The organism is Streptomyces pinistramenti, assembly GCF_020564935.1.
Taxonomy (GTDB): domain Bacteria; phylum Actinomycetota; class Actinomycetes; order Streptomycetales; family Streptomycetaceae; genus Streptomyces; species Streptomyces pinistramenti.
In genome coordinates, this window is the sequence record NZ_JAJCXB010000011.1 from 45,323 (window position 1) to 69,841 (window position 24,519).

The window sequence follows — 24,519 nt, forward strand, 5'->3', positions numbered from 1 at the left end:
CGAGACCACTGCGACGAGCCTGGGCATGCCTCAGCTCCCCGCCCCCGACTACCCGGCCGACGTACGGGCCCGGCTCGACGCCGACGCCAGGGAGGTGATCGCCCGCTATCCCGGCCCGCGTTCGGCGCTGCTGCCGCTGCTGCACCTCGTACAGGCCGAGGAAGGGCACGTCACCCGGACCGGCATCCGCTTCTGCGCCGAACAGCTCGACCTGACCACCGCCGAAGTCACCGCGGTCGTGACCTTCTACACCATGTACCGCCGCCGGGCGAGCGGCGACTACCAGGTCGGGGTCTGCACCAACACGCTCTGCGCCGTGATGGGCGGCGACGCCATCTTCGACGAACTCAAGGAACACCTCGGCGTCGGCAACGGCGAAACCACCGAGGACGGCGCCGTCACCCTCGAACACATCGAGTGCAACGCGGCCTGCGACTTCGCGCCCGTCGTGATGGTGAACTGGGAGTTCTTCGACAACCAGACGCCGCAGTCCGCCAAGCAGCTGGTCGACGACCTCCGGGCAGGACGCACCGTCGAGCCCACCCGGGGTGCGCCGCTGTGCACCTTCAAGGAGACGGCGCGGATGCTGGCCGGCTTCCCCGACCGGCGCCCCGGAGCCGTCGAGGCCACCGGCGGCGCGGGCCCCGCCTCCCTGGTCGGCCTGCGACTGGCCAAGGGCGAGCCCGTCGCCGGACGCGGCCCCGACCACGTCATCGCGCCACGCGCCACGGCGGACGGAACCCCGGACGCGCCGCGCGCCGATGCACCGACCACGGGCGAACCGCCGTCCGGCCGCCCGTCCGACGAAGCGCCGGGCGGGCACCCCAGCTCGCACGACGCGCCACAGCAGACTTCGGCGTCCGACCAGGCCGGCCCCTCTCCCGCCACCCCGGAGGGAGGGGCCACGCCCCGCGGAGACGAAACGGCCGGGCCCGCAGTCGAGGAGGGGGAGTGATGACGGTGGCAGCCGAGATCAACGAGACCAGCCCGGAGAAGATCCTCGCGCCGGTCCTGTCCGCCTTCTGGGACCAGCCCGACTCCTGGACCCTGGAGACCTACCGGCGGCACGAGGGCTACGAGGGCATGCGCAAGGCCCTCGCCATGGCCCCGGACGACGTCATCGCGTACGTCAAGGACGCCGGACTGCGCGGCCGCGGCGGCGCCGGCTTCCCGACCGGCATGAAATGGCAGTTCATCCCGCAGGGCGACGGCAAACCGCACTATCTGGTGGTCAACGCCGACGAGTCGGAGCCCGGGACCTGCAAGGACATCCCCCTCCTCTTCGCGAACCCGCATTCCCTCATCGAGGGGATCGTCATCGCCGCTCACGCGATCCGGTCGAACCATGCCTTCATCTACCTGCGTGGTGAGGTCGTGCCCGTCCTGCGGCGGCTGCACGAGGCGGTGCGTGAGGCGTACGCGGCGGGCTTCCTCGGAAAGGACATCCTCGGGTCGGGCCTCGACCTGGACGTGATCGTGCACGCGGGCGCCGGCGCGTACATCTGCGGTGAGGAAACCGCGCTGCTCGACTCACTGGAGGGCCGTCGCGGACAGCCCCGGCTGCGTCCTCCCTTCCCTGCGGTGGCGGGCCTGTACGCCTGCCCCACTGTCGTGAACAACGTCGAATCCATCGCGTCGGTTCCCGCCATCATGAACAAGGGGAAAGACTGGTTCAGGTCGATGGGCAGCGAGAAGTCCCCGGGCTTCACGCTGTACTCGCTCAGCGGCCACGTCACCAACCCCGGCCAGTACGAAGCCCCGTTGGGCGTCACGCTGCGCCAGCTGCTCGACATGAGCGGCGGTATCCGGCGCGGCCACCGGCTGAAGTTCTGGACACCGGGCGGCTCTTCGACCCCGATGTTCACCGACGAGCACCTCGACGTCCCGCTCGACTACGAAGGCGTCGGCGCGGCCGGCTCGATGCTCGGCACCAAAGCGCTCCAGTGCTTCGACGAGACCACCTGCGTCGTCCGCGCGGTGACCCGCTGGACCGAGTTCTACGCGCACGAGTCCTGCGGAAAGTGCACACCCTGCCGCGAAGGCACCTACTGGCTGGTGCAGTTGCTGCGCGACATCGAGGCCGGCAAGGGCGTGAGGGACGACCTCGACAAGCTGAACGACATCGCCGACACCATCAACGGCAAGTCCTTCTGCGCCCTCGGCGACGGCGCCGCCTCGCCGATCTTCTCCTCGCTGAAGTACTTCCGCGAGGAGTACGAGCAGCACATCACCGGCAAGGGCTGCCCCTTCGACCCCGCCAAGTCGACCGTCTGGGCCGACAACGACGCTCACCTGGGGGTGAATGCATGACCGTCACGACCAATGCTCCCAACGGGGGCGGCGAGGCGGCGAAACCGCCGGAAGACCTCGTCTCCCTGACGATCGACGGCATCGAGATCTCGGTCCCCAAGGGGACGCTGGTCATCCGCGCCGCCGAACTCCTCGGCATCGAGATCCCGCGCTTCTGCGACCACCCGCTGCTGGACCCGGCAGGCGCCTGCCGCCAGTGCATCGTCGAGGTCGAGGGCCAGCGCAAGCCGATGGCCTCCTGCACCATCACCTGCACCGACGGCATGGTCGTCAAGTCGCAGCTCACCTCCCCGGTGGCCAAGAAGGCCCAGCGCGGAGTGATGGAACTGCTGCTGATCAACCACCCGTTGGACTGCCCGGTCTGCGACAAGGGCGGCGAATGCCCGCTGCAGAACCAGGCGATGCAGGTCGGTGCCCCGGACAGCCGCTTCGACGGCAAGAAGCGGACGTTCGAGAAGCCGGTGCCGATCTCCACCCAGGTGCTGCTGGACCGCGAGCGGTGCGTGCTGTGCGCGCGCTGCACCCGCTTCAGCAACCAGATCGCCGGCGACCCGATGATCGAGCTGCTCGAACGCGGCGCCCTCCAGCAGGTCGGCACGGGTGAAGGCGACCCGTTCGAGTCGTACTTCTCCGGCAACACCATCCAGATCTGCCCGGTCGGCGCGCTCACCTCCGCCGCCTACCGCTTCCGCTCCCGCCCCTTCGACCTGGTGTCGTCGCCGAGCGTGTGCGAACACTGCGCGGGCGGCTGCGCGACCCGTACGGACCACCGGCGCGGCAAGGTGATGCGGCGGCTGGCCGCCGACGACCCCGAGGTCAACGAGGAGTGGATCTGCGACAAGGGCAGGTTCGGCTTCCGGTACGCGCAGCAGCGTGACCGGCTGGAGACCCCGCTGGTGCGCAACGCGGAATCCGGCGCCCTGGAGCCGGCCAGCTGGCCCGAGGCCCTGGAAGCGGCGGCCCGCGGACTGGCGGCGGCCAAGGGCCGCGCCGGCGTCCTGACCGGCGGCCGGCTGACCGTCGAGGACGCGTACGCCTACGCCAAGTTCGCCCGGATCGCCCTGGACACCCACGACGTCGACTTCCGGGCCCGCGCGCACAGCGCGGAAGAGGCCGACTTCCTGGCGGCCAGGGTCGCCGGGCGCGGCCGCGACCTGGACGGCAGCGGGGTCACGTACACCGCCCTGGAGAAGGCGCCAGCCGTCCTGCTCGCCGGGATCGAGGCGGAAGAGGAGGCGCCCGGCGTCTTCCTGCGGCTGCGCAAGGCGCACCGCAAGCACGGCCAGCGCACCTATGGCCTCGCCACCCACGCCTCGCGGGGCCTGATCAAGGCGGGCGGCACCCTGCTGCCGGCCGCACCGGGCACCGAGACCGAATGGCTGGACGCGCTCGCGGGCGGCGTCGGCCTGGAGGGCGAGGGCCATGCGGCAGCCGAGGCGCTGCGGGCCGAGGGCGCCGTCATCCTGGCCGGCGAGCGGCTCGCGACGGTACCGGGGGCGCTCACCGCGGCGGTCCGCGCCGCCACCGCCACCGGGGCCCACCTGGTCTGGATCCCGCGGCGGGCCGGTGAACGCGGCGCCGTCGAGGCGGGCGCGCTGCCCGGCCTGCTGCCCGGCGGCCGGCCGGCCACCGACCCGAGGGCGCGCGACGAGGTCGCCGCCGTCTGGGGCGTGGCCCAGCTCCCCAGCCGGCACGGACGGGACACCGGCCAGATCATCGAGGCCGCGGCGACCGGCGAACTCGGCGCCCTCCTGGTCGGCGGCGTGGAACTCGCGGACCTGCCCGACCCGGCCCGCGCCAGGACCGCGCTGGACGAGGTCGGCTTCCTGGTCAGCCTGGAACTGCGGCCGTCCGATGTGACCGAACGCGCGGACGTGGTCCTCCCGGTGGCGGCCGTCGTGGAGAAGGCCGGCACCTTCCTCAACTGGGAGGGCAGGGCGCGGATGTTCGACGCCGCGCTCAAACCGGACCAGATGACCCGCAGGCACCTGCTGCCGGACGCCCGGGTCCTGCACATGCTCGCCGACGCCCTCGACGTGCACCTGGCGCTGCCGGACCTCCACGCCGTACGCCGCGAGCTGGACCGGCTCGGCGGCCGGAGCGGGCCGTACGCGCCGGAGCCGCTGGAGAGCGGGCAGCCGGCGCACCGCCCCCAGGCCGGCGAGGCGGTGCTCGCAGGGCACCGGCTGCTGCTGGACCAGGGAAAGCTCCAGGAGGGCGACGAGGCGCTGGCCGGTACCCGGCACGCGGCCGTGGCCCGGCTGTCGCGGGCCACCGCCCAGGAGACCGGCGTCAAGGACGGCGACCTCCTGGCGGTCACCGGCCCCGCGGGCGCGGTCCACCTCCCGTTGCAGGTCACGCCGATGCCCGACCGGGTGGTGTGGCTGCCGCTGAACTCCGTGGGCGGCGGCGTGGCGGCCGACACCGGGGCGCTCCCCGGTGAGTTGGTGAAGGTCTCCGCCGTCCCCGGTGCGCCGGGGCCGGCCAAGGAGGTGGACGCATGATGCAGCAACTCGCCCTCGGCGGCGGCGCGCTGGCGCAGGAAGACCTGTCGATGTTCGGCCGCGACCCGTGGTGGCTGATCGTCATCAAGGCGGTCTTCTGCTTCGCGTTCCTGATGGTGACCGTGCTGTTCTCGATCGTCTGGGAACGCAAGGTCGTCGCCTGGATGCAGCTGCGCATCGGCCCCAACCGGCACGGCCCCTGGGGCATGCTCCAGTCGCTCGCCGACGGCATCAAGCTGATGCTGAAGGAGGACCTGGTCGTCAAGCGGGCCGACAAGGCGGTCTACATCCTGGCGCCGGTCGTCGCCGCGATCCCCGCCTTCATGGCCATCGCGGTGATCCCCTTCGGCCCCGCGGACAACGAGATCTCGATCTTCGGCCAGCGCACCCCGATGCAGCTGACCGACCTGCCGATCGGCATCCTCTACATCCTGGCCACGGCCTCGGTCGGCATCTACGGCATCGTCCTGGCGGGCTGGTCGTCGGGCTCGACGTACCCGCTGCTCGGCGGGCTCCGCTCGTGCGCCCAGATGATCTCCTACGAGATCGCGATGGGCATGTCGTTCGCCGCGGTCTTCCTCTACTCCGGGTCGATGTCGACGTCGACGATCGTGGAGGCGCAGCAGAGCAGGTGGTACGTCCTGCTGCTGCCGGTCTCCTTCCTCATCTACATCGTCGCGATGGTGGGCGAGACCAACCGCGCGCCGTTCGACATGCCGGAGTCCGAGGGCGACCTCGTCGGCGGCTTCAACACCGAGTACTCGTCCATCAAGTTCGCGATGTTCATGCTCGCCGAGTACATCAACATGGTCACCGTGTCGGCGGTCGCGATCACCCTCTTCCTGGGCGGCTGGAAGGCACCCTGGCCCATCTCGACGTTCTGGGAGGGCGCGAACCACGGCTGGTGGCCGCTGCTCTGGTTCGTCATCAAGGTGCAGCTGCTGCTGTTCTTCTTCATCTGGCTGCGCGGCACGCTGCCGCGCGTGCGCTACGACCAGTTCATGAAGCTGGGCTGGAAGGTCCTCATCCCGGTTTCGCTGCTCTGGCTGATGCTGGTGGCGACCGTCCGCGCACTGAAGAACGAGGGCTACGCCTTCCAGCAGATCGTCCTCTACGTCGCCGGGGCCGCGGTCGCCCTGCTGCTCATCTCCCTCGTCGTGGACTTCTTCCGGCGGGGCGAGAAGGAGGCGGAGCCGGCCGGTGAGGGCGACGGGGCCGACGGCGCGTTCGACCCGATGGCCGGTGGTTTCCCCGTGCCGCCGCTGCCAGGACAGGAGTTGCCGCCCGCGCCGCGCCGACGGCCGAGCCAGGAGCGCGAGTTGATTGTCAGTGGTGGGGTGGACACTGTCAGTGACGGAAACGGAATCGACGGAAAGGGGGGCGACGGTGCCTGAGTTCCAGAACCCTGTGGCCGGCTTCGGCGTGACCTTCAAGGCCATGTTCAAGAAGCGGCTGACCGAGCAGTACCCGGAGGAGAAGAAACCGACGGCGCCGCGTTTCCACGGCCGCCATCAGCTCAACCGCCATCCCGACGGCCTGGAGAAGTGCATCGGCTGCGAGCTCTGCGCCTGGGCCTGCCCGGCGGACGCGATCTACGTCGAGGGCGCGGACAACACCCCCGAGGAGCGCTACTCCCCCGGGGAGCGCTACGGCCGCGTCTACCAGATCAACTACCTGCGCTGCATCCTGTGCGGCCTGTGCATCGAGGCGTGCCCGACCCGCGCCCTGACCATGACCAACGAGTACGAACTCGCCGACAGGTCCCGCGAATCGCTCATCTACACCAAGGAAGAGCTGCTCGCCGGCCTGGAGGACACCATGGTCGACACGCCGCACGCGATCTTCCCCGGGATGACGGAGAAGGACTACTACAACGGCCTGGTGAGCGAGGCGGCCCCGGGCACCGTTCGGCAGGTCGCGCGCACCAAGGGCGAGATGCCCCAGGAGGCGGCCCACACGGCAGGGGACAACGAGCCCGCATCGCCGGAGGTGATCGAACGATGAACTCCCTCGCCGCCGCGGCCTCCACGGGCGAGGCCGTGCAGTTCTGGATCCTGGGCACCGTCGCGGTCACCGGCGCGCTGTGCACGATCCTGATGAAGCGGGCCGTGCACAGCGCCCTGTCGCTCGCCGGGACCATGATCGTCCTTGCGGTGTTCTACCTCGCCAACGGCGCGTACTTCCTCGGCGTCGTCCAGGTCGTCGTCTACACCGGCGCGATCATGATGCTGTTCCTGTTCGTCGTCATGCTGGTCGGTGTCACCGCGGCCGACTCCCTCAAGGAGACGCTCAAGGGCCAGCGCTGGCTCGCCGCGGGCCTCGGCATCGGCTTCGGCATCCTGCTCATCGCCGGGATCGGCAACGCCTCGCTCAAGGAGTTCAACGGCCTGGGCGAGGCCAACGCCGGAGGCAACGTCCAGGGCCTGGCCGCCCTCATCTTCACGAAGTACGTCTTCGCCTTCGAGATCACCGGCGCCCTGCTGATCACCGCCGCCGTCGGCGCGATGGTGCTCACCCACCGGGAGCGCACGGAACGCCCCGCATCCCAGCGCGAGCAGTCCCAGGCGCGGGTCCGCGCGGGCAAGCAGGTGCCGCCGCTGCCCGCCCCCGGCGTCTACGCCCGGCACAACGCCGTGGACATCCCCGGCCTGCTGCCCGACGGCAGCCCGTCCGAACTGACCGTCAACCCCACGCTGCGCGGCCGCGGCCAGATCCGGGACGTCTCCGGGGAGGCGCTGGCCGAACTGAAGGCACTGGAACAGCGGTCCACGGAATGGCTGGGCCGCGAGACGGAGCCGAAGCCTCCGGCCGCGCAGTCGCCCACGCCGGCGGAGCCGAAGGAGGAGGCCAGCAAATGAACCCGGTCTACTACCTCTATCTCGCCGCCCTGTTGTTCACCATCGGCGCGGCCGGGGTGCTGATCAGGCGGAACGCCATCGTGGTGTTCATGTGCATCGAGCTGATGCTCAACGCCTGCAACCTCGCCTTCGTCACCTTCTCGCGGATGCACGGCAATCTCGACGGCCAGATCATCGCCTTCTTCACGATGGTCGTCGCCGCGGCCGAGGTCGTGGTCGGCCTGGCGATCATCGTGACGATCTTCCGCACCCGTCATACGGCCTCGGTCGACGACGCCAGCCTGATGAAGCTGTAAGGGGTCGCACAAAGTGGAGAACTTGATCGCGCTGCTTGTCGCGGCACCGCTGGTCGGTGCGGCCCTGCTGCTGTGCGGCGGAAAACGGCTCGACCGCGCAGGCCACTGGATCGGCACGCTCCTGGCGGTGGCCTCGTTCGCCGTCGCCGCGGTGCTCTTCGCCGACATGCTCGGCAAGAGCGCCGGGGACCGCGCCCTGCACCAGCACCTGTTCAGCTGGATCCCGGTCGGCGGCTTCCGCGCCGACCTCGCCTTCCAGCTCGACCAGCTGTCGATGACCTTCGTCCTGCTGATCACCGGTGTCGGATCGCTGATCCACATCTACTCGATCGGCTACATGGAGCACGACGAGCGGCGCCGCCGCTTCTTCGGCTACCTCAACCTCTTCCTCGCGGCGATGCTGCTGCTCGTCCTCGCCGACAACTACCTTCTGCTGTACGTCGGCTGGGAGGGCGTCGGCCTCGCCTCGTACCTCCTCATCGGGTTCTGGCAGCACAAGCCCAGCGCCGCCACCGCAGCCAAGAAGGCGTTCCTCGTCAACCGCGTCGGTGACGTCGGCCTGTCCATCGCGATCATGCTGATGTTCACCACGTTCGGGACCTTCGCCTTCGGCCCGGTGCTCGCCGCGACCGGTGACACCGGAGAGGGCAAGCTGACCGCCATCGGCCTGATGCTGCTGCTGGCCGCCTGCGGCAAGTCCGCCCAGGTGCCGCTGCAGTCCTGGCTGGGCGACGCGATGGAGGGCCCGACCCCGGTCTCGGCCCTGATCCACGCCGCCACCATGGTCACCGCCGGCGTGTACCTCATCACCCGCTCCGGGGCGATCTTCAACGCCGCTCCGGACGCCCAGATGGCCGTCGTCGTGGTCGGCGCCGTCACGCTCCTCTTCGGTGCGATCGTCGGTTGCGCCAAGGACGACATCAAGAAGGCGCTGGCCGGTTCGACGATGTCGCAGATCGGCTACATGATTCTGGCGGCCGGCCTCGGCCCGATCGGCTACGCCTTCGCGATCATGCACCTGGTCACTCACGGCTTCTTCAAGGCGGGCCTCTTCCTCGGCGCCGGATCCGTGATGCACGGCATGAACGACGAAGTGGACATGCGCCGTTACGGCGGCCTCCGCAGGTACATGCCGGTCACCTTCATCACCTTCGGCCTCGGATACCTCGCGATCATCGGCTTCCCCGGCCTGTCCGGCTTCTTCTCCAAGGACAAGATCATCGAAGCGGCCTTCGCCAAGGGCGGCACCGAGGGCTGGATCCTCGGCGGAGCGGCCCTGCTGGGCGCCGCGATCACCGCGTTCTACATGACGCGCGTGATGCTGATGACGTTCTTCGGCGAGAAGCGCTGGGATCCGCAGGAGGTCCACCCGCACGAGTCGCCCAAAACCATGACGATTCCGATGATCGTGCTCGCCGTCGGATCGGTCTTCGCCGGCGGCCTGTTCAGCATCAACGACGCGTTCGTCAGCTGGCTGGAACCGGTCACCTCCTTCGAGCACGGCCACTCACCGCTCAGCGCGACGGCCACCACCACCGCCACCATCGTGGTGCTGCTCGTCGGTGCCGGCCTCGCCTGGCTGATGTACGGCCGCAAGCCCGTCCCCGCCGTCGCCCCGCGCGGCTCGCTGCTCACCCGCGCCGCCCGCCGCGACCTCCTCCAGGACGACTTCAACCACGTCGTCCTGGTGCGCGGCGGCGAACACCTCACCCGCACTTTGGTCTACCTCGACCACTCGCTGGTGGATGGCGCGGTCAACGGCACCGCGGCCACGATGGGCGGACTCTCCGGCCGGCTGCGCCAGTTGCAGAGCGGCTTCGTCCGCTCGTACGCAGTCCAGATGTTGGGCGGGGCGGCCGTGCTCGTCGCCGCGACCCTGCTGATGAGGGGTGTCTGAGCCATGTCGTTTCCCCTACTGACGGCCACCGCCGTGGTGCCGGCGGTCGGTGCCGTCGCCACCGCCGCGCTGCCCGCGGCCAAGCGCACCGCCGCCAAGTGGGTGGCGCTGTCCTTCTCGCTGGCCACCTTCGTGCTGGCCCTCGTGATCGCGATCCGCTTCACACCGGGCGCCAAGGGCCCCTTCCAGCTGACCGAATCGCACGCCTGGATCGCCGACTTCGGCGTCCGCTACGAACTCGGCGTGGACGGCATCGCCGTCGCCCTGATCGCGCTCACCGCCCTGCTGATCCCGTTCGTCATCCTGGCGGGCTGGCACGACGCCGACCCCCTGGAAGAGACACGCCCCAACCGTCGCTGGCGCCCCACCCAGGGCTTCTTCGCGCTGATCCTGGCCGTCGAGGCGATGGTGGTCATCTCCTTCGAGGCCACCGACGTCTTCCTCTTCTACCTCTTCTTCGAAGCCATGCTGATCCCGATGTACTTCCTCATCGGCGGCTTCGGGGACGGCGCGGGGGAGCACGGCGAGGAGCAGGCCGCCACCCAACGGTCCTACGCCGCGGTGAAGTTCCTGCTCTACAACCTCGCCGGCGGCCTGATCATGCTGGCCGCCGTCATCGGGCTGTACGCCGCCACCGCCGACCAACTCGGCGCCGGCACCTTCTCCTTGCCGCAGATCGTCGAGGCACGGGCCGCCGGGCACCTGCACCTCGGCGCCGGCACCGAACGCCTGCTCTTCCTCGGCTTCTTCTTCGCCTTCGCGGTGAAGGCGCCGCTGTGGCCGCTGCACACCTGGCTGCCCAACGCCATGGGCGAGTCGACATCGCCGGTCGCCGTGCTGATCACCGCAGTCGTCGACAAGGTCGGCACGTTCGCGATGCTCCGCTTCTGCATCCAGCTCTTCCCCGAAGCCAGCAAGTGGGCCACCCCGGTCATCCTGATCCTCGCCCTGATCAGCGTGCTCTACGGCGCGCTGCTCGCGGTCGGCCAGCGGGACATCAAGCGCCTGATCGCCTACGCCTCGATCTCCCACTTCGGCTTCATCATCCTGGGCATCTTCGCGATGACCTCCCAGGGCCAGGGCGGCGCCACCCTCTACATGGTCAACCACGGCATCTCGACCGCCGCGCTGATGCTGGTCGCCGGATTCCTGATCAGCCGCCGCGGCTCGCGCCTGATCGCGGACTACGGCGGGGTGCAGAAGGTCGCCCCCGTCCTCGCCGGCACGTTCCTGATCGGCGGCCTGGCCACCCTCTCGCTGCCCGGCCTCGCCCCGTTCGTCAGTGAATTCCTGGTACTGGTCGGCACGTTCAGCCGCTATCCGGTGATCGGCATCATCGCCAGCGCCGCCATCGTCCTCGCCGCGCTCTACGTCCTCGTCCTCTACCAGCGGACGATGACAGGACCGGTGAAGGCCGAGGTCCGGAAGATGCCGGACCTCCGGGTGCGGGAGCTGGTGGTGGTGGCACCGCTGATCGCGCTGCTGCTCTTCCTCGGGGTGTACCCGAAGCCGCTGACCGACCTCGTCAACCCGGCGGTCGAGCACACCCTCTCCGTCGTGGACAAGCAGGACCCCAAGCCCGACGTACACGTGGACGCCACCACCGGCGGCAGCCGGCCCGGCCATGCCACGCACGGTGACGATGCGGAGGCCGCGAAGTGAGTTCCGTGGCGACTGTCCACAGCCTGTGGATGACGGCGGCCGATGCGCCCGGCAGGATCCCGGGGCCGCACATCGAGTACGCCCAGCTCTCCCCGACCCTGATCGTCCTCGGCGCCGCGGTCCTCGGCATCCTCGTCGAGGCGTTCCTGCCGCGCCGCAGCCGCTATCACACCCAGCTGCTGCTGTCCGTGGTGGCGCTGGCCGCCGCGTTCGCCGCGGTGATCGGCCTGGCGGCCGGCGGCTTCGGCACGTCGAAGGCGCATGTCGCGGCCATGGGCGCGATTGCCGTCGACGGCCCCGCGCTCTTCCTCCAGGGCACCATTCTGCTGGTCTCGCTGGTCGCCGTGTTCACCTTCGCCGAGCGCAGGCTCGACCCGGCGTCGCACGGCAAGCGGGTCGACTCCTTCGCCGCGCAGGCCGCGGCGGTGCCCGGCGGCAAGGCCGAACAGGAAGCCGTCAAAGCCGGGTTCACCACCACCGAGGTCTTCCCGATCGTGCTGTTCGCGGTCGGCGGCATGCTCGTCTTCCCCGCCGCCAACGACCTGCTGACCCTTTTCATCGCCCTGGAGGTCTTCTCCCTCCCGCTCTACATCCTGTGCACGCTGGCCCGCCGCCAGCGGCTGCTGTCGCAGGAAGCCGCGCTCAAGTACTTCCTGCTCGGCGCGTTCTCCTCGGCGTTCCTCCTGTTCGGCATCGCCCTGCTCTACGGCTACGCCGGGACGGTCACCTACGCCGGCATCGCCGAGGTCGTCGCCGACGGCGCGAAGCAGATCGACCCGGCACTGGCCGGCACCATGGGCAACGACGCGTTGCTGCTGATCGGCGCCGCGCTGGTGCTGATGGGCCTGCTGTTCAAGGTCGGCGCCGTCCCGTTCCACATGTGGACGCCGGACGTCTACCAGGGTGCCCCCACGCCGGTCACCGGCTTCATGGCTGCCGCCACGAAGGTCGCCGCCTTTGGAGCGCTGCTGCGGTTGTTGTACGTGGTGTTGCCTGGGCTGCGGTGGGACTGGCGGCCGGTGATGTGGGGCGTCGCGATCATCACCATGCTGGCCGGTGCGATCGTGGCCATCACCCAGACCGACATCAAGCGGCTGCTGGCCTACTCCTCCATCGCGCACGCCGGCTTCATCCTGGCCGGTGTCCTCGCCACCAGCGAGGACGGCATCTCCTCGGTGCTCTTCTACCTTGCCGCGTACTCCTTCGTGACGCTCGGCGCCTTCGCCGTCGTCACCCTGGTGCGCGACGCCGGCGGCGAGGCGACGCACCTGTCCAAGTGGGCGGGTCTCGGGCGGCGTTCGCCGCTGGTGGCCGCGGTCTTCGCGGTCTTCCTGCTGGCCTTCGCGGGCATCCCGCTGACCTCAGGTTTCGCCGGAAAATTCGCGGTGTTCAAGGCCGCGGCGCAGAGCGGCGCCGGCTGGCTGGTCGTCATCGGTGTGCTCTCGTCGGCCATCGCCGCGTTCTTCTACATCCGGGTGATCGTGCTGATGTTCTTCAGCGAGCCGAAGGCCGACGGCCCGACGGTCGCGGTGCCCAGCCCGCTGACCACGACGGCCATCGCGATCGGCGTCGCCGTCACCGTCGTACTCGGCGTGGCACCGCAGTACTTCCTCGATCTGGCGGGCCAGGCGAGCGTCTTCGTCCGCTGATCCCGCACCGCCCGTCCCAGACACGAACGGCCGCCGCCCGGCACCGACTTCAGGTGCCGGGCGGCGGCCGTTCGTGCGTCGCCCGTGTTCGTCGCCCTCAGCTGCCGTTGGGCACGCCGCTGGGCAGCTCCGGCAGGTCGGGAATCTTCACCTTGCCGTCGGTCGACCGGGCGTACTTCTCGGTGGGGCCGCCCTTCCAGCTGACGGTCAGGGACGTGCCGTCGGAGCCGGGCGTGAGCGTGCCCATCGTGCGGGTGTCGTCTTTGGTGGTGCACTTGAGCGCGGCCACGGCCATGCCGCCCATCTTCTCGACCTTGCCCAGGCAGGCGGTCTTGTGGCCCTGGCTGAGCGCCACCGTCCCGTTGCTGATGGCCAGGATGAGCGGATCGCCCGCCGACTCCGTCTGCCAGGCACCGTCGAGAGAGCCGCCGTCGGCGGGCTTGCCCGCGCCGTCCGGCGCTGTGGGAGCCGTCGGCTCCGGCTGCTTGCCGTCCTTGTTCCCGGAGTTGCTGTCGCCGCTGCTGCCGCAGCCGCTGAGCAGTATCGCGGCGAGGGCGGCCGCTCCGGCGATCTGCGCTGCCTTGCGCACGTACGTCTCCTCGGTCGGTGGTGGAACAGGGAGACGTGAGGCTAGCAGCCGGCCGGCCACCGGGAGCGGGTGTCCGGAGACGGGCGGGAGATCCCGCATCCGCCCCTGCCTCCCGGTAGTGCCGGCCTGCGCGGTGGGCCACCGGGGGCTACTTGTCGGCGCCGACCGGGCTCACGGTGATGTGCATGGCGGAGTCGGTGGCAGGAACGTTGATGTAGAGCTTCAGGGTGCGGGAGTGGGTCTCGTTGGGCGGGGTGACCACCATGCTGGTGAAGGTCAGCCCGCTGCCGCCCGAGTGGTTCGGCGGGAAGCGCAGCGTGAACCGGGTGTCCTGCCCCGTCCGCAGCGTCACGCGCGGCGCGGCGGATGTGGTGCGCTCCGCGCTGTAGCTGCCGAACTGCGACTTGAGGTCGACACCGGGGAAACCCTGCATCGAACACGTCGCGGAGCCCGTGTTCTTGAGATGTATCAGAACCTGCCCCTCAGCCTTCCCGCCGGAGGCGCTCAGCTTCAGATGGGAGGTCTTGCAGCCGGTGGGCGCCGACTGCCGTGGCGCGCTCGCCTCGGCAGCAGGCTTCGTCACCTTCGCGGAATGGGAGTCCGAAGCCGGCTTCTTCGCCGGAGCCGACGTCTCCGGCGAACCCGAGGCCGAAGCCGACTCCTTGGGGGAAGCCGACGTCGACTCCTTGGGCGAGGCCGAGGGCGATCCGCCTTCAGGTGTCGCTGTGCCACCGTCCGCCGCGCTCTGCGAGGGAGCCGCGCTCGCGGCCGAAGACGCGTCCTTGCTGCCGCCGCCGTCACACGCCGTGAGCGAGAGACCGGCCGCGACCACAGCCACGGCGAGTACCGGCATTTTCTGAACGCGCATCGCTATGCCTCCAGGTAAAGGTTGCTGCCCCTGCCGGCAACCCCCAAGCCTCCCCAGCCTCAAGAGCGTCACGAGCAAGATTTTTTGATCACGCGGACAGTGACGCTACGGCCCCGCATCCCCCTTGCAAACCCTGCATACATGGCCGTTACGCAGAGGTTGGAGATCCGTGATGTGACGACAACCCTGCACGTCAGCGAGGTCAGGGGCACGACGCCCCCACCTGGCGAAGCCGCCTAGCCACCGGCCCCCGCATTCGCCGCGTTCCGGTCCCGCTGGACGGCGCGCAGTGCGGCCCGCGACGTCCACTCCGCCTTGGCCATCGCGCGCAACTCCCGCCGCAGCGGCCGGTATACGCCGTCCCGCAGCAGCTTCGCGTCCAGGGTGACCGCCGACGCATGCGCCCCGAGCATCCGGGCGCGGGGCTCGGCGTACACCCGGGCCACGGCCGCGGCGGCCTCCCGCCCGCCCCCGGCCCGTGCCTGCTCCCTGGCCAGCGCCCCTGCCTGTGCCCGTGCGGCGAAGCGCGCCCGTACCGGGCCGCCCAGGTCCACCGGCCCCGCGGGGAACCGCTCGTAGGGAAGGATCCCCAGCACCCGCCGGGACTCCCTGCGGACCGCGCCACGCTCCTCCAGCCGCCGCAGGCACAGCCCGATGAGCGATCGGCCCGCGGAGCACACCCAACGGTGCGCAGGCGCGCCCCCGTTGCCCTTCCCGGGCGCCGGCAGCAGGGCCAGCGCGCCGTCCAGCACCGGATCGCCCAGCGGCAGCGGATTGACCACCACCACCCGGTCACCGCGCTCGACGGCGATCCGCCCCGCCGCCTCCAGGTCGGCGAGCGCCGCGCCCGCTGTGCCGTACCGGAGGAAGGAGGGCTTGACCGCCATCCGGCCGCGCACCGGATCCAGGGCGAGCAGCAGCAGTTCCTCGGCGAGGGTGAGTGTGTCCGGCGGCCCGTTCATGCCCCGGGGTCGGTGTCCCGTGCGGGCAGGATGCGGCCGGTGACCTCGCCCAGGCCGATCCGGGCGCCCTCCGGGCCCGGCGCCCAGGCCGTGAGGGTGACCTCGTCGCCGTCCTGGAGGTACGGCCCCTTGCCCTGGGTGAGTTCGAGCAGGCAGCCGAGCTGGTCCGGTTCGGGGCCGGAGACCGTGCCGGACGCGTAGAGGTCGCCGGTACGCAGCGAGGCGCCGTTGACCGTCATATGGGTCAGCTGCTGGGCGGCCGTCCAGTACATCGTCGAGAACGGCGGGCGGGAGACCGTCTCGCCGTTGATGCGCACCTCGATGCGCAGATCGATGCCGCCCGGTTCGGCCGCCGCGTCATCGAGGTACGGCAGCAGCGGCAGTTCCCGGGCGGGCGGGGCGGTACGGGCGTCGTCCAGGGCGTCGAGGGGCGTGATCCAGGCGGAGACGGACGTGGCGAAGGACTTGCCGAGGAACGGGCCGAGCGGGACGTACTCCCACGCCTGGATGTCCCGCGCCGACCAGTCGTTGAGCAGGCAGACGCCGAAGACGTGGTCACGGAAGGCGCCCAGGGCGACCGGCTCGTGCAGCGTGGAGGGGGCGCCGACCACGAAGCCGACCTCCGCCTCGATGTCGAGCCGGACCGAAGGCCCGAACGACGGAACGGCATCCGCGGGAGCCTTGCGCTGCCCGTGGGGACGCACCACCGGCGTGCCGCTGACGACGATGGTGCCGGCCCGGCCGTGGTAACCGATCGGCAGATGCTTCCAGTTCGGGGGCAGGGCGGCGTCGTTGGGGCGGAAGATCTTGCCGACGTTGGTGGCGTGATGTTCGCTGGCGTAGAAGTCGACGTAGTCCGCGACCTCGAACGGGAGGTGCAGCGTCACCTCGTCCAGCGGATGCAGCAGCGGCGTGATCGCGCTGCGGTGCGCGGGATCGGTCACCGCAGCCCGTACGGCCGCACGGACCTCCTGCCACACCGAACGCCCCGCGGCCAGCAGCGGGTTGAGCGTCGGCGCCTGAAGGACATCGGCATGCTCGGGCCGTACGGCATCGGGCAACGCGCTCAGGTCCAGCACATGGCGGCCGTACCGGACCCCGATCCGGCGCAGCGCGGGCGCCGCAGCGGTGCTGAAGACGCCGTAGGGCAGGGTGTGCGGGCCGAAGGGATCGCCTTCCGCCAGGTCGAACGGGCTCTGCTCGGTCATGACAGCTCCTCGCGTTCTACGTAACCGACGGGCCGGTGGGCCCCCGCCGCACAGAGTACGACCGCCCCGCCACCCCACGTGCGGCCTGTGGAAAACCCCCGCCCGCACAGAAGGGCGAGGCGGGATGCGGGAAGGGGACCACCGGCCGGCGGCCGCCGATGCGGCCGGTCACCCCGCAGTCCGCGGAATCCCCCGCTGCCACCGACGCCGGAAGATCTCCTCCTCCCCGTCATGGCACACCACCTCGTTCACGGCCACGAACTCCCCGGCGTCCGCCCTGATTTCGGACCGGGTGGCCACCCGCACATCCCAGCCGATCTCCGGCCGGCGCAACCGGACCGACCAGTCGGAGCGGGTACGCGCACTGGTCGGATCCCCCGACCTGATCCGGTACGTCTCCAGCGCGTCCTCGGTGAACTCCAGCCCGTCCGGGTACACCCGGGTGCCGCCGTACCGCGGATCGACCTCCAGGACCCATTCCTGCGCCGCCACGTCGCGCACCACCCGCCGCTCCGGCCGCACTTCGCCGGACTGCGGGTACTCCACGCCCAGCGGCGCCGCCTGCTCCGGCGCCTCGAAGGCGATCGGCCCGCCGTCGGACCCGGTGCCCCGCACCGGCAGTTCGAGCGACGAGGCGGCCGGATCGACGGTCCAGCCCGAGCCGTCCGGGTGCGGCCAGATCCACGGCCAGTACGCGGAGGACAGCGCGAGGCGGATGCGGTGGCCGGGCGGGAAGGCGTGCCCGATGCCGTTCAGTTCGAAGGTGACGTCCTCCGTGGCGCCCGGTTCCCAGTCCACGGCGCGGTCCCGTCCGTGCCGGGCGACGAGGTTGAGGACCCCGCGGGTGACCAGCGTCGACGAGCCGTCCGGGGCGACGTCGCAGACCCGGGCGATGACCTGGCCGCGCGTCGCCTGCGAGGTGAGCCGCAGCCGGACCCGGGGACGGCCGAGGATCTCGGTCCGCTCGGTGAGTTCGGGCAGGTCGAAGCAGACCGAGCGGCCGTCCTCCTCGCGCTGGTCGGGCGGCAGGTCCGCGTCGTTGCCGAACGGGAAGAAGCGGCCCGCGTCGACCCCGGTGTGCTGCGGCGAGCACACCGGCCGGGGGCGGTCGCCGGGCAGCGGGTACACGGTCGGGGTCACCCGGGGCGACGGCCAGGCGGCGTCGCCGACCCACCGGCCGGGCAGCTCCTGGTAGACGGTGGCCGGCGGGTGCGACTCGCTGATCCAGGCCCGCAGCAGCGGTTCGTCCATGACGTCACGCTCACCGGCCGGCCGGTCGGCGTCCGGCTTCAGCCAGCGGTCCCACCAGCGCAGCGTCTCCTGGAGGAAGCCGATGGCGGGCCCCGGCGGCAGCCCACGGTCGGGGTACTGGTGTGACCAGGGGCCGATGATGCCGCGCACCGGCGCGTCCAGGTGCTCGATCAGCCGCAGGACGGTGTCCCGGTACGGATCGTGCCAGCCGCCGACGGCCAGGACGGCGGCCTTGACGGCGGAGTAGTCCTCGCAGGCGCTGCCGTGCTGCCAGTAGGTGTCGCGGGACTGGTGGGCCAGCCAGGTGTGGATCAGCGGCTCGACGGCTTCCAGGCGCTCCCGCCAGGTCTCCCGCCAGGCGTCGCCGACCTGCGCCGGGTCCGGCGGCCGGGAGACGAAGGCGAGCATCGTCGCGGCCCAGGCGTGCATGTCGACGGCGAGCACCGAACCGCCCATGTAGTGCACGTCGTTGTCGTAGCGGTCGTCGGCGGAGCAGACCGTGACGATCGCCTTCAGGGCCTCGGGGGCGCGGGCGGCGAGCTGGAGGCTGTTGAAGCCGCCCCAGGAGATGCCGAACATGCCGACGTTCCCGGTGGACCACGGCTGTGCGGCCAGCCACTCGATGACGGCGAGTCCGTCGGCCAGTTCGGTCTCGGAGTACTCGTCGGTCGGCAGGCCGTCGGAGTTGCCGTGGCCGCGCACGTCGACGCGTACGGAGGCGTAGCCGTGCCCGGCGTACCAGGGGTGGCGCTGGGCGTCGCGGGGCGCCGTCCAGTCGCTCAGCCGGTACGGCAGGTATTCCAGGAGGACGGGTACCGGGCGGCTGCCGTAGGGGCGCCAGATGCGGGCGTAGAGCCGGGTGCCGTCCGGCAGCGGGATGCGGACGTCCTCGCGGAAGGTCTGGTGGGGGAAGTCGGTACGGAGGTGCATGAGGCGTTCCCAGGTGCGTCAGCGGGCGGGCGGTTCGGACGGGACGTCGGTGGGCGACAGGACTGGTGGGGCCAGAGGGGGCGCGGGTGTTCAGTGCACCGGATGCATCGTGCGCCGCAGCCACGGCCCGACGGCGATCACCGCCAGGCCCGCGACGACGGCGACCGCACCGTTGAGCCCGAAGTAGAGGTTGTCGGCGATCTCACCGAACAGCTTCACCGCCTGCGCCTGGATGCCGTTGGCGAGCGCGAGGGAGAGGAACCACAGGGCCATCGTCTGGCTGGCGAACGCGGCGGGCGCGAGCTTGGTCGTCGCGGACATGCCGGTGGTCTCCAGCAGGATGTCGCCGAGCCCGAGCAGGACGTACGAGGCGACCAGCCACCAGGCGGCCATCTTCCAGTCGCCGCTGCGCCCGGTGGTGGCCGGGACCATGACCAGGAACGACAGGCCGCTGAGGAGCACGCCGTAGGCGATCTTGCGGGAGGCGTGCGGCTGGCGGCGGCCCATCCTGACCCAGACGGCGGCGACGACCGGCGCGAGCAGCACCTCGGCCACGCCGAGCACGGAGTTGTACCAGGTCGAGGGGAACTGCCAGCCGAAGACGCCGGTGCGGGCGTGGTCGGCGGCCAGCAGCGTCATCGTCGAATACGACTGGAAGAGGATGAAGTTGAAGACCACCGAGGCGGCGAAGAGCACGATGTACGGGCGCAGCCGGCCGCGCTCGGCCGCCGAGACCCGCGGGCTCTTGAACATCACCGTGAAGTAGACGACCGGCGCGATCACCGAGAGGGCGGTGAGCGCGTCGACGGTGCGGTCCAGGGTGAGCCAGCCGGCCAGCGCGAGGCCGGTGGCGAGGAGGGCGACCACGGCGGTGCCGGCGACTATCAGCCACAGGGCGCGCCGCATGGCGGCCGGCGGCAGCGCGAATGCGGCGCTGTGCTGACGGCCCGCCAATCCGCGCCGGCCGGCCACGTACTGGACCAGACCGAGCGTCATCCCGACGGCGGCCGCCGAGAATCCGAGGTGCCAGCCTTCCTTCTGGCCGAGCCAGCCGGTGACCAGCGGACCGAGGAAGGCGCCGATGTTGATGCCCATGTAGTACAGCGCGAAGCCGGCGTCGCGGCGGTCGTCGTCGGTGGCGTAGAGCTTGCCGACCATGGTGGAGACGTTCGGCTTGAGCAGGCCGGTGCCGATGATGATCAGGCCGAGGCCGATCCACGTCATGGTGGCGGTGGGCACGGCCATCGCGTAGTGGCCGCAGGCGATGAGGACGCCGCCCCACAGGACGGCGCGGTAGCTGCCGAGCATCCGGTCGGCGAGCCAGCCGCCGGCGACGGAGACGAGGTAGACGAGGGTGCCGTAGGCGGCGGTGAGCGAGGCCGAGGTGTTCTGGGCGAGGCCCAGGCCGCCGTTGGCGGTCCGGTCGGAGAAGAAGAGGACCAGAATGGCCTGCATGCCCAGGAAGGAGAAGCGTTCCCACATCTCCAGGCCGAAGAGGGTGAGCAGTCCGCGAGGATGGCCGAAGAACGCGTGGTCCTCGCGGGTGTGGCGTTCTCCGGTCACGGGCGTTGCTCCTGGGGCTCTTGGGGGTGCGCGTGCTGCTGCTCTCCCGTCCGCCCCCTAGCAAAACCTTCACAAAGGGTGATCAAGAACATACCGGGCGGAGGGTCGGCCGACTTCCGGGGTGGTTCGGGGGACGGCCGCTCACGGTGATCGAACTGAGACCGGATACGCTGGCCAACGGTGGAGACAGCGACAGATCGACATTCCGTTTGATCGTCAGCAGACAGGAGTACCCCTCGTGACCGTCGTCGGGCCCTTCGGGCTGAGCGTGCGGGACCAGGCTCTTGAGGCCGATGTCCAGGCCGGGTTGGCGGCTGTCGAGGAGGGCCTGCTGGAGGCCACCAAAAGCGACGTGCCGTTCATCACCGAGTCCGCGCAGCATCTCGTGCGTGCGGGAGGCAAGCGGTTCCGGCCGCTGCTGGTGATGCTGGCCGCCCAATTCGGTGATCCGTACACCCCCGGGGTGGTGCCTTCGGCCGTCGTCGTGGAGCTGACGCATCTGGCGACGCTCTACCACGACGACGTGATGGACGAGGCAGACGTGCGCCGCGGAGTGGCCAGCGCCAACGCCCGCTGGGGCAACTCCCTGGCCGTCCTCACCGGCGACTTCCTCTTCGCCCGTGCCTCGCACATCCTGGCCGACCTCGGGCCCGAGGCGGTCCGGATCCAGGCCGAGGCGTTCGAGCGCCTGGTGACCGGCCAGATCCTGGAGACCGCGGGCCCGCGCGACGGCCGCGACCCCATCGACCACTACCTGGACGTCCTCGCGGGCAAGACCGGCTCGCTGGTCGCCGTCGCCTGCCGCTTCGGCGCGATGATGTCGGGCGCCGACGAGTCGACGGTCAGCATCCTCACCCAGTACGGCGAGCGGCTCGGCACCGCCTTCCAGCTGGCCGACGACGTCCTGGACATCGCCAGCGACTCGCACGAATCGGGCAAGACCCCCGGCACGGACCTGCGTGAGGGCATCCCGACCCTGCCGGTGCTGCACCTGCGGGCCCGCGCCGAGAGCGAGGCGGGCACCGCCGATGACCGCGCGCTGTGCGAGCTGCTGGCCGGCGACCTCACCGACGACACCCGGCACGCCGAAGCCCTGGCCCTGCTCCGCGCCCACCCGGCGCTCGAACAGGCCCGCCGGGACACCGTGCGCTACGCCGAGGACGCCCGCGCCGCGCTGGCGCCGCTGCCGGACTGCATGGCCAAGACCGCGCTGGAAAGCCTCTGCGACGCGGTGGTGCACCGCGCCGGATGAGCGGCGGCGCCCGGAGCGGACCGTTCCGGGCCGGCACCCGCAATCCGTCGTCCCCTAGGGAGCGATCACCCTCCCGGTGTACGGAACCGCTTTCGGGGTGACCGGACGTCATCCCCCAGGGGGAGGACGAGTTGCTCCCCCTGGTTGACGCGTCATCCCGGCCGTTTTGATGGGATGGAACCCACCACAACGCGGCGGAAGGGCCCCTACCGAGGCCCCGGGGTGGGCGAGCGCGCAGCGCGGAAACCGCCGCTTACGACGGAGGTAGGGCACATGCCACGGAACGAACCGACAGAGGTCAGCGACGACCGGTACGCGGACGGGGGGCGCTCGGCGAAGCGCCGTAAGGCGGTGCGGTACGGGGTGCCGGTCGCGGTGGCGGGGGTGGCCGCGGCGACGATCGGGCTGGTCCCGGCGTTCGCCGGATCCGGTTCCCCCGATCTGCCGGAGATCTCGGCGCAGCAGCTCATCGCCAAGATCGCCGCATCGGACACCCAGCAGCTGTCCGGCACCTTCCGCGTCAGCACCGACCTGGGACTGCCGGCCCTGCCCAGCGGCTTCGGCGGCGCGAAGGGCGACGCCGCGTCGGCCTCCCCGCAGAGCAAGCTGACGGAGCTGGCGTCCGGCGAGCACACGCTGCGCGTGGCCGCCGACGGCCCGGACCGGCAGCGGGTGTCGATCGTCGACAAGGGCGACGAGTACAGCCTGATCCACAACGGCGACGAGGCCTGGGCGTACGACGGCGGCAGCAACACCGCCGTCCACAGCCGCGGCCACGGGAGCGGCAAGGCGGCCCGGCACCACGGCAAGGCCGAGGACCTGCCGAAGGGCCTGGAGAACGCCACCCCGCAGGACCTCGCCAAGGAGGCGCTCAAGGCGGCGGGTGACACCACGTCGGTCACCGTCGACGGCACCGCGAAGGTCGCCGGGCGGGACGCGTACCAGCTGGTGATCAAGCCGAAGCAGTCCGCGTCGACGGTCGGCGCGATCCGGATCGCGGTGGACGCACAGAACGGCGTGCCGCTGAAGTTCACCCTCATGCCCAAGAGCGGCGGAGCGGCCGCCGTCGACGCGGGCTTCACCAAGGTCGACTTCGCCAGGCCCGCCGCCGGCGCCTTCGCCTTCACGCCGCCCAAGGGCGCGAAGGTCATCGACGGGGACAAGCAGCACGCCGAGGGCCTCCCCGAGGGCATCAAGGGATTCCCGGGCGCCAAGGGCGGGCCGACGGGCTCCCGGGGCCTGGGCGGGTTCCACGTCATCGGCAAGGGCTGGACGTCCATCGCCACGGTCAAGGGCTCGGGCTCCGGCCTGCCCTCCGGCAAGGAAGGCGGCGCCGCCGCGTCGTTCCTCGACAGCATGGGCGACAAGGTGACCGGCGACTTCGGTTCCGGCCGGGTCTTCAGCACCCGCCTCGTCAACGCCCTGCTGACCGACAACGGCACCGTCTACGTCGGCGCCGTCGACAAGCAGGCCCTGGTGAACGCGGCCAACGCGGCCGGCTCCGCCAAGTGAAGGACGGGCCCGCGCACGTGGCGCCGGGGCGCCACCGCTAGCTACCGGCCGCCCGCGCCCCGGGCGCCGTACCCGCCGTACCACGGCCGGTACGGCGCTCCGGCGCGGTCCGGCAGCCGGGGGATCAGGCGGTGCTGCCCTGGGCGGGCCGGATGTCCTCCTGGCCGGCCGTCAGCGCCGCCGCCTCCCCGGCCGCCGCCTCGCCGGCCCGCGTCCCGGCCTTGGCCAGCGCGGCCCGCGCCTTCCCCGCCGTCCGCAGCGCGTCCCAGGTCAGCACCACGAGCGCCAGCCACACCAGCGCGAACCCGGCCCACCGCTCCGGCGGCATCGCCTCGTGGAAGACCACGAGCCCCAGCACGAACTGGAAGGTCGGCGCCAGGTACTGGATCATCCCGAGTGTGGTCAGCGGCAGCCGTACCGCCGCCGCGCCGAAGGCGATCAGCGGCAGCGCGGTCGCGATCCCGCAGCCCGCGAGCAGCAGCGCAAAGCCGGTCCCGTCGTTGACGAAGCCGGACTGCCCGCGGCCACCGAGGACGAGCAGGAAGCCCAGCGCGGGCAGGAACTGGATCGCCGTCTCCGCGCTGAAGCCGGCCACACCGTCGAGTTTGATGCCCTTCTTGACCAGGCCGTACGTCGCGAACGAGAACGCCAGGACGAGCGAGATCCAGGGCACCGCGCCGTACGCGACGGCCATCACGACGACCGCGAGGGTGCCGATACCCACCGCCGCCCATTGCAGCGGACGCAGCCGCTCGCGCAGCACCAGCACCCCGAACGCGATGCTGACCAGCGGGTTGATGAAGTAGCCGAGCGACGCCTCCAGGACGTGCCCGGTGTTGACGGCCCAGATGTACAGGTACCAGTTGACCGAGATGACGGCCGCGCTCAGCAGGATCAGCCCCAGCCGCCGGGGCTGCCGCAGCAGCGGCCGCACCCACGCCCAGCGGCGCAGCGCGGCCAGGATGACCAGCGCGACGGGCAGCGACCACGCCATGCGGTGGGCCATGATCTCGGCCGGCGAAGCGGCGTCCAGCAGGTGCCAGTAGAGCGGCAGCAGGCCCCACATGCCGTAGGCGGCGAAGCCGTAGGCGAGTCCGGTGCGCTGCGTGCTTCGAGCGTCCAAAGGGCGGCCCTCCCGGTGCTGCTGCCTCGGCATCGACCCTGTGAAGGTAGCGCCGGACGCCCCGCCTGTCATGTCCGTATCGCTA

19 protein-coding genes are annotated in these 24,519 nt (G+C 71.0%); 12 read left to right on the plus strand and 7 right to left on the minus strand.

Annotated elements, in window-relative coordinates; all coding sequences use genetic code 11:
- Positions 1-25 precede the first annotated feature (25 nt).
- The 10 genes from nuoE to nuoN are packed head-to-tail and all read left to right on the plus strand — an operon-like array spanning position 26 to position 13,176.
- Entirely contained in the window at positions 26-955 is a 930-nt protein-coding gene (nuoE, locus tag LIU39_RS10805; protein ID WP_227046515.1) for an NADH-quinone oxidoreductase subunit NuoE, read from the plus strand.
- Complete coding sequence (nuoF, locus tag LIU39_RS10810) at positions 955-2,310, plus strand: NADH-quinone oxidoreductase subunit NuoF (protein ID WP_227046420.1); 1,356 nt, start codon at positions 955-957, stop codon at positions 2,308-2,310. Before nuoE ends, nuoF begins: the two co-directional genes overlap by 1 nt.
- On the plus strand, positions 2,307-4,814 hold the full coding sequence (locus LIU39_RS10815) for an NADH-quinone oxidoreductase subunit G (protein WP_227046421.1): 2,508 nt from the start codon (positions 2,307-2,309) through the stop codon (positions 4,812-4,814). Before nuoF ends, LIU39_RS10815 begins: the two co-directional genes overlap by 4 nt.
- Positions 4,811-6,208: an NADH-quinone oxidoreductase subunit NuoH gene (gene nuoH / locus LIU39_RS10820; protein WP_227046422.1), complete on the plus strand. Its 1,398-nt coding sequence runs from the start codon at positions 4,811-4,813 to the stop codon at positions 6,206-6,208. Before LIU39_RS10815 ends, nuoH begins: the two co-directional genes overlap by 4 nt.
- A complete protein-coding gene (nuoI, locus tag LIU39_RS10825; RefSeq protein ID WP_308409365.1) occupies positions 6,201-6,818 on the plus strand; it encodes an NADH-quinone oxidoreductase subunit NuoI in 618 nt (205 codons plus the stop codon). Before nuoH ends, nuoI begins: the two co-directional genes overlap by 8 nt.
- The gene (locus tag LIU39_RS10830) at positions 6,815-7,672 is read left to right on the plus strand and encodes an NADH-quinone oxidoreductase subunit J (protein WP_227046424.1); all 858 of its coding nucleotides are present in this window, start codon (positions 6,815-6,817) and stop codon (positions 7,670-7,672) included. The genes nuoI and LIU39_RS10830 overlap by 4 nt, the downstream gene beginning before the upstream one ends.
- Complete coding sequence (gene nuoK, locus LIU39_RS10835; protein WP_227046425.1) at positions 7,669-7,968, plus strand: NADH-quinone oxidoreductase subunit NuoK; 300 nt, start codon at positions 7,669-7,671, stop codon at positions 7,966-7,968. The genes LIU39_RS10830 and nuoK overlap by 4 nt, the downstream gene beginning before the upstream one ends.
- Before the next feature lie 13 nt (positions 7,969-7,981).
- Positions 7,982-9,865: an NADH-quinone oxidoreductase subunit L gene (gene nuoL, locus LIU39_RS10840; RefSeq protein ID WP_227046426.1), complete on the plus strand. Its 1,884-nt coding sequence runs from the start codon at positions 7,982-7,984 to the stop codon at positions 9,863-9,865.
- A gap of 3 nt (positions 9,866-9,868) precedes the next feature.
- Positions 9,869-11,527 (plus strand): NADH-quinone oxidoreductase subunit M, encoded by a 1,659-nt coding sequence (locus tag LIU39_RS10845; protein ID WP_227046427.1) that lies wholly within the window; start codon positions 9,869-9,871, stop codon positions 11,525-11,527.
- Positions 11,524-13,176: an NADH-quinone oxidoreductase subunit NuoN gene (gene nuoN, locus LIU39_RS10850; protein ID WP_227046428.1), complete on the plus strand. Its 1,653-nt coding sequence runs from the start codon at positions 11,524-11,526 to the stop codon at positions 13,174-13,176. The genes LIU39_RS10845 and nuoN overlap by 4 nt, the downstream gene beginning before the upstream one ends.
- 97 nt (positions 13,177-13,273) lie before the next feature.
- Here nuoN and LIU39_RS10855 read toward each other — a convergent pair whose 3' ends face one another.
- From LIU39_RS10855 to LIU39_RS10880, 6 genes are all read right to left on the minus strand, one after another.
- On the minus strand, positions 13,274-13,765 hold the full coding sequence (locus tag LIU39_RS10855; protein WP_227046429.1) for a hypothetical protein: 492 nt from the start codon (positions 13,763-13,765) through the stop codon (positions 13,274-13,276).
- 148 nt (positions 13,766-13,913) lie between these two features.
- Entirely contained in the window at positions 13,914-14,633 is a 720-nt protein-coding gene (locus LIU39_RS10860) for a DUF4232 domain-containing protein (protein ID WP_227046430.1), read from the minus strand.
- A gap of 236 nt (positions 14,634-14,869) precedes the next feature.
- Entirely contained in the window at positions 14,870-15,595 is a 726-nt protein-coding gene (locus tag LIU39_RS10865) for a GOLPH3/VPS74 family protein (RefSeq protein WP_227046431.1), read from the minus strand.
- Positions 15,592-16,803 carry a fumarylacetoacetase gene (gene fahA / locus LIU39_RS10870; RefSeq protein WP_227046432.1) on the minus strand — a complete coding sequence of 404 codons (1,212 nt, stop codon included), beginning with the start codon at positions 16,801-16,803 and terminating at the stop codon, positions 15,592-15,594. The genes LIU39_RS10865 and fahA overlap by 4 nt, the downstream gene beginning before the upstream one ends.
- 168 nt (positions 16,804-16,971) lie before the next feature.
- Positions 16,972-18,984 carry a CocE/NonD family hydrolase gene (locus tag LIU39_RS10875; protein ID WP_227046433.1) on the minus strand — a complete coding sequence of 671 codons (2,013 nt, stop codon included), beginning with the start codon at positions 18,982-18,984 and terminating at the stop codon, positions 16,972-16,974.
- A gap of 90 nt (positions 18,985-19,074) precedes the next feature.
- Complete coding sequence (locus tag LIU39_RS10880; RefSeq protein ID WP_227046434.1) at positions 19,075-20,547, minus strand: peptide MFS transporter; 1,473 nt, start codon at positions 20,545-20,547, stop codon at positions 19,075-19,077.
- 238 nt (positions 20,548-20,785) lie between these two features.
- Here LIU39_RS10880 and LIU39_RS10885 point away from each other — a divergent pair, with 238 nt between their 5' ends.
- Positions 20,786-21,799 carry a polyprenyl synthetase family protein gene (locus LIU39_RS10885; protein WP_227046435.1) on the plus strand — a complete coding sequence of 338 codons (1,014 nt, stop codon included), beginning with the start codon at positions 20,786-20,788 and terminating at the stop codon, positions 21,797-21,799.
- A 273-nt stretch (positions 21,800-22,072) separates the two neighbouring features.
- Positions 22,073-23,311 (plus strand): LolA family protein, encoded by a 1,239-nt coding sequence (locus LIU39_RS10890; protein ID WP_227046436.1) that lies wholly within the window; start codon positions 22,073-22,075, stop codon positions 23,309-23,311.
- A 124-nt stretch (positions 23,312-23,435) separates the two neighbouring features.
- Here the strand turns inward: LIU39_RS10890 and rarD are convergent, their stop codons facing one another.
- Entirely contained in the window at positions 23,436-24,467 is a 1,032-nt protein-coding gene (rarD, locus tag LIU39_RS10895; protein WP_372463841.1) for an EamA family transporter RarD, read from the minus strand.
- Positions 24,468-24,519 lie beyond the last annotated feature (52 nt).

What these genes read in the sequence shown, in the direction of transcription:
- nuoH (WP_227046422.1), top strand. Translation starts at nt 4,811, where the DNA reads ATGATGCAGCAACTCGCCCTCGGCGGCGGCGCGCTGGCGCAGGAAGAC.
- LIU39_RS10865 (WP_227046431.1), bottom strand. Translation starts at nt 15,595, where the DNA reads ATGAACGGGCCGCCGGACACACTCACCCTCGCCGAGGAACTGCTGCTG.
- rarD (WP_372463841.1), bottom strand. Translation starts at nt 24,467, where the DNA reads ATGCCGAGGCAGCAGCACCGGGAGGGCCGCCCTTTGGACGCTCGAAGC.
- LIU39_RS10815 (WP_227046421.1), top strand. Translation starts at nt 2,307, where the DNA reads ATGACCGTCACGACCAATGCTCCCAACGGGGGCGGCGAGGCGGCGAAA.
- fahA (WP_227046432.1), bottom strand. Translation starts at nt 16,803, where the DNA reads ATGACCGAGCAGAGCCCGTTCGACCTGGCGGAAGGCGATCCCTTCGGC.
- LIU39_RS10830 (WP_227046424.1), top strand. Translation starts at nt 6,815, where the DNA reads ATGAACTCCCTCGCCGCCGCGGCCTCCACGGGCGAGGCCGTGCAGTTC.
- LIU39_RS10860 (WP_227046430.1), bottom strand. Translation starts at nt 14,633, where the DNA reads ATGCGCGTTCAGAAAATGCCGGTACTCGCCGTGGCTGTGGTCGCGGCC.
- nuoE (WP_227046515.1), top strand. Translation starts at nt 26, where the DNA reads ATGCCTCAGCTCCCCGCCCCCGACTACCCGGCCGACGTACGGGCCCGG.
- nuoK (WP_227046425.1), top strand. Translation starts at nt 7,669, where the DNA reads ATGAACCCGGTCTACTACCTCTATCTCGCCGCCCTGTTGTTCACCATC.
- LIU39_RS10845 (WP_227046427.1), top strand. Translation starts at nt 9,869, where the DNA reads ATGTCGTTTCCCCTACTGACGGCCACCGCCGTGGTGCCGGCGGTCGGT.
- LIU39_RS10875 (WP_227046433.1), bottom strand. Translation starts at nt 18,984, where the DNA reads ATGCACCTCCGTACCGACTTCCCCCACCAGACCTTCCGCGAGGACGTC.
- LIU39_RS10890 (WP_227046436.1), top strand. Translation starts at nt 22,073, where the DNA reads ATGCCACGGAACGAACCGACAGAGGTCAGCGACGACCGGTACGCGGAC.
- nuoF (WP_227046420.1), top strand. Translation starts at nt 955, where the DNA reads ATGACGGTGGCAGCCGAGATCAACGAGACCAGCCCGGAGAAGATCCTC.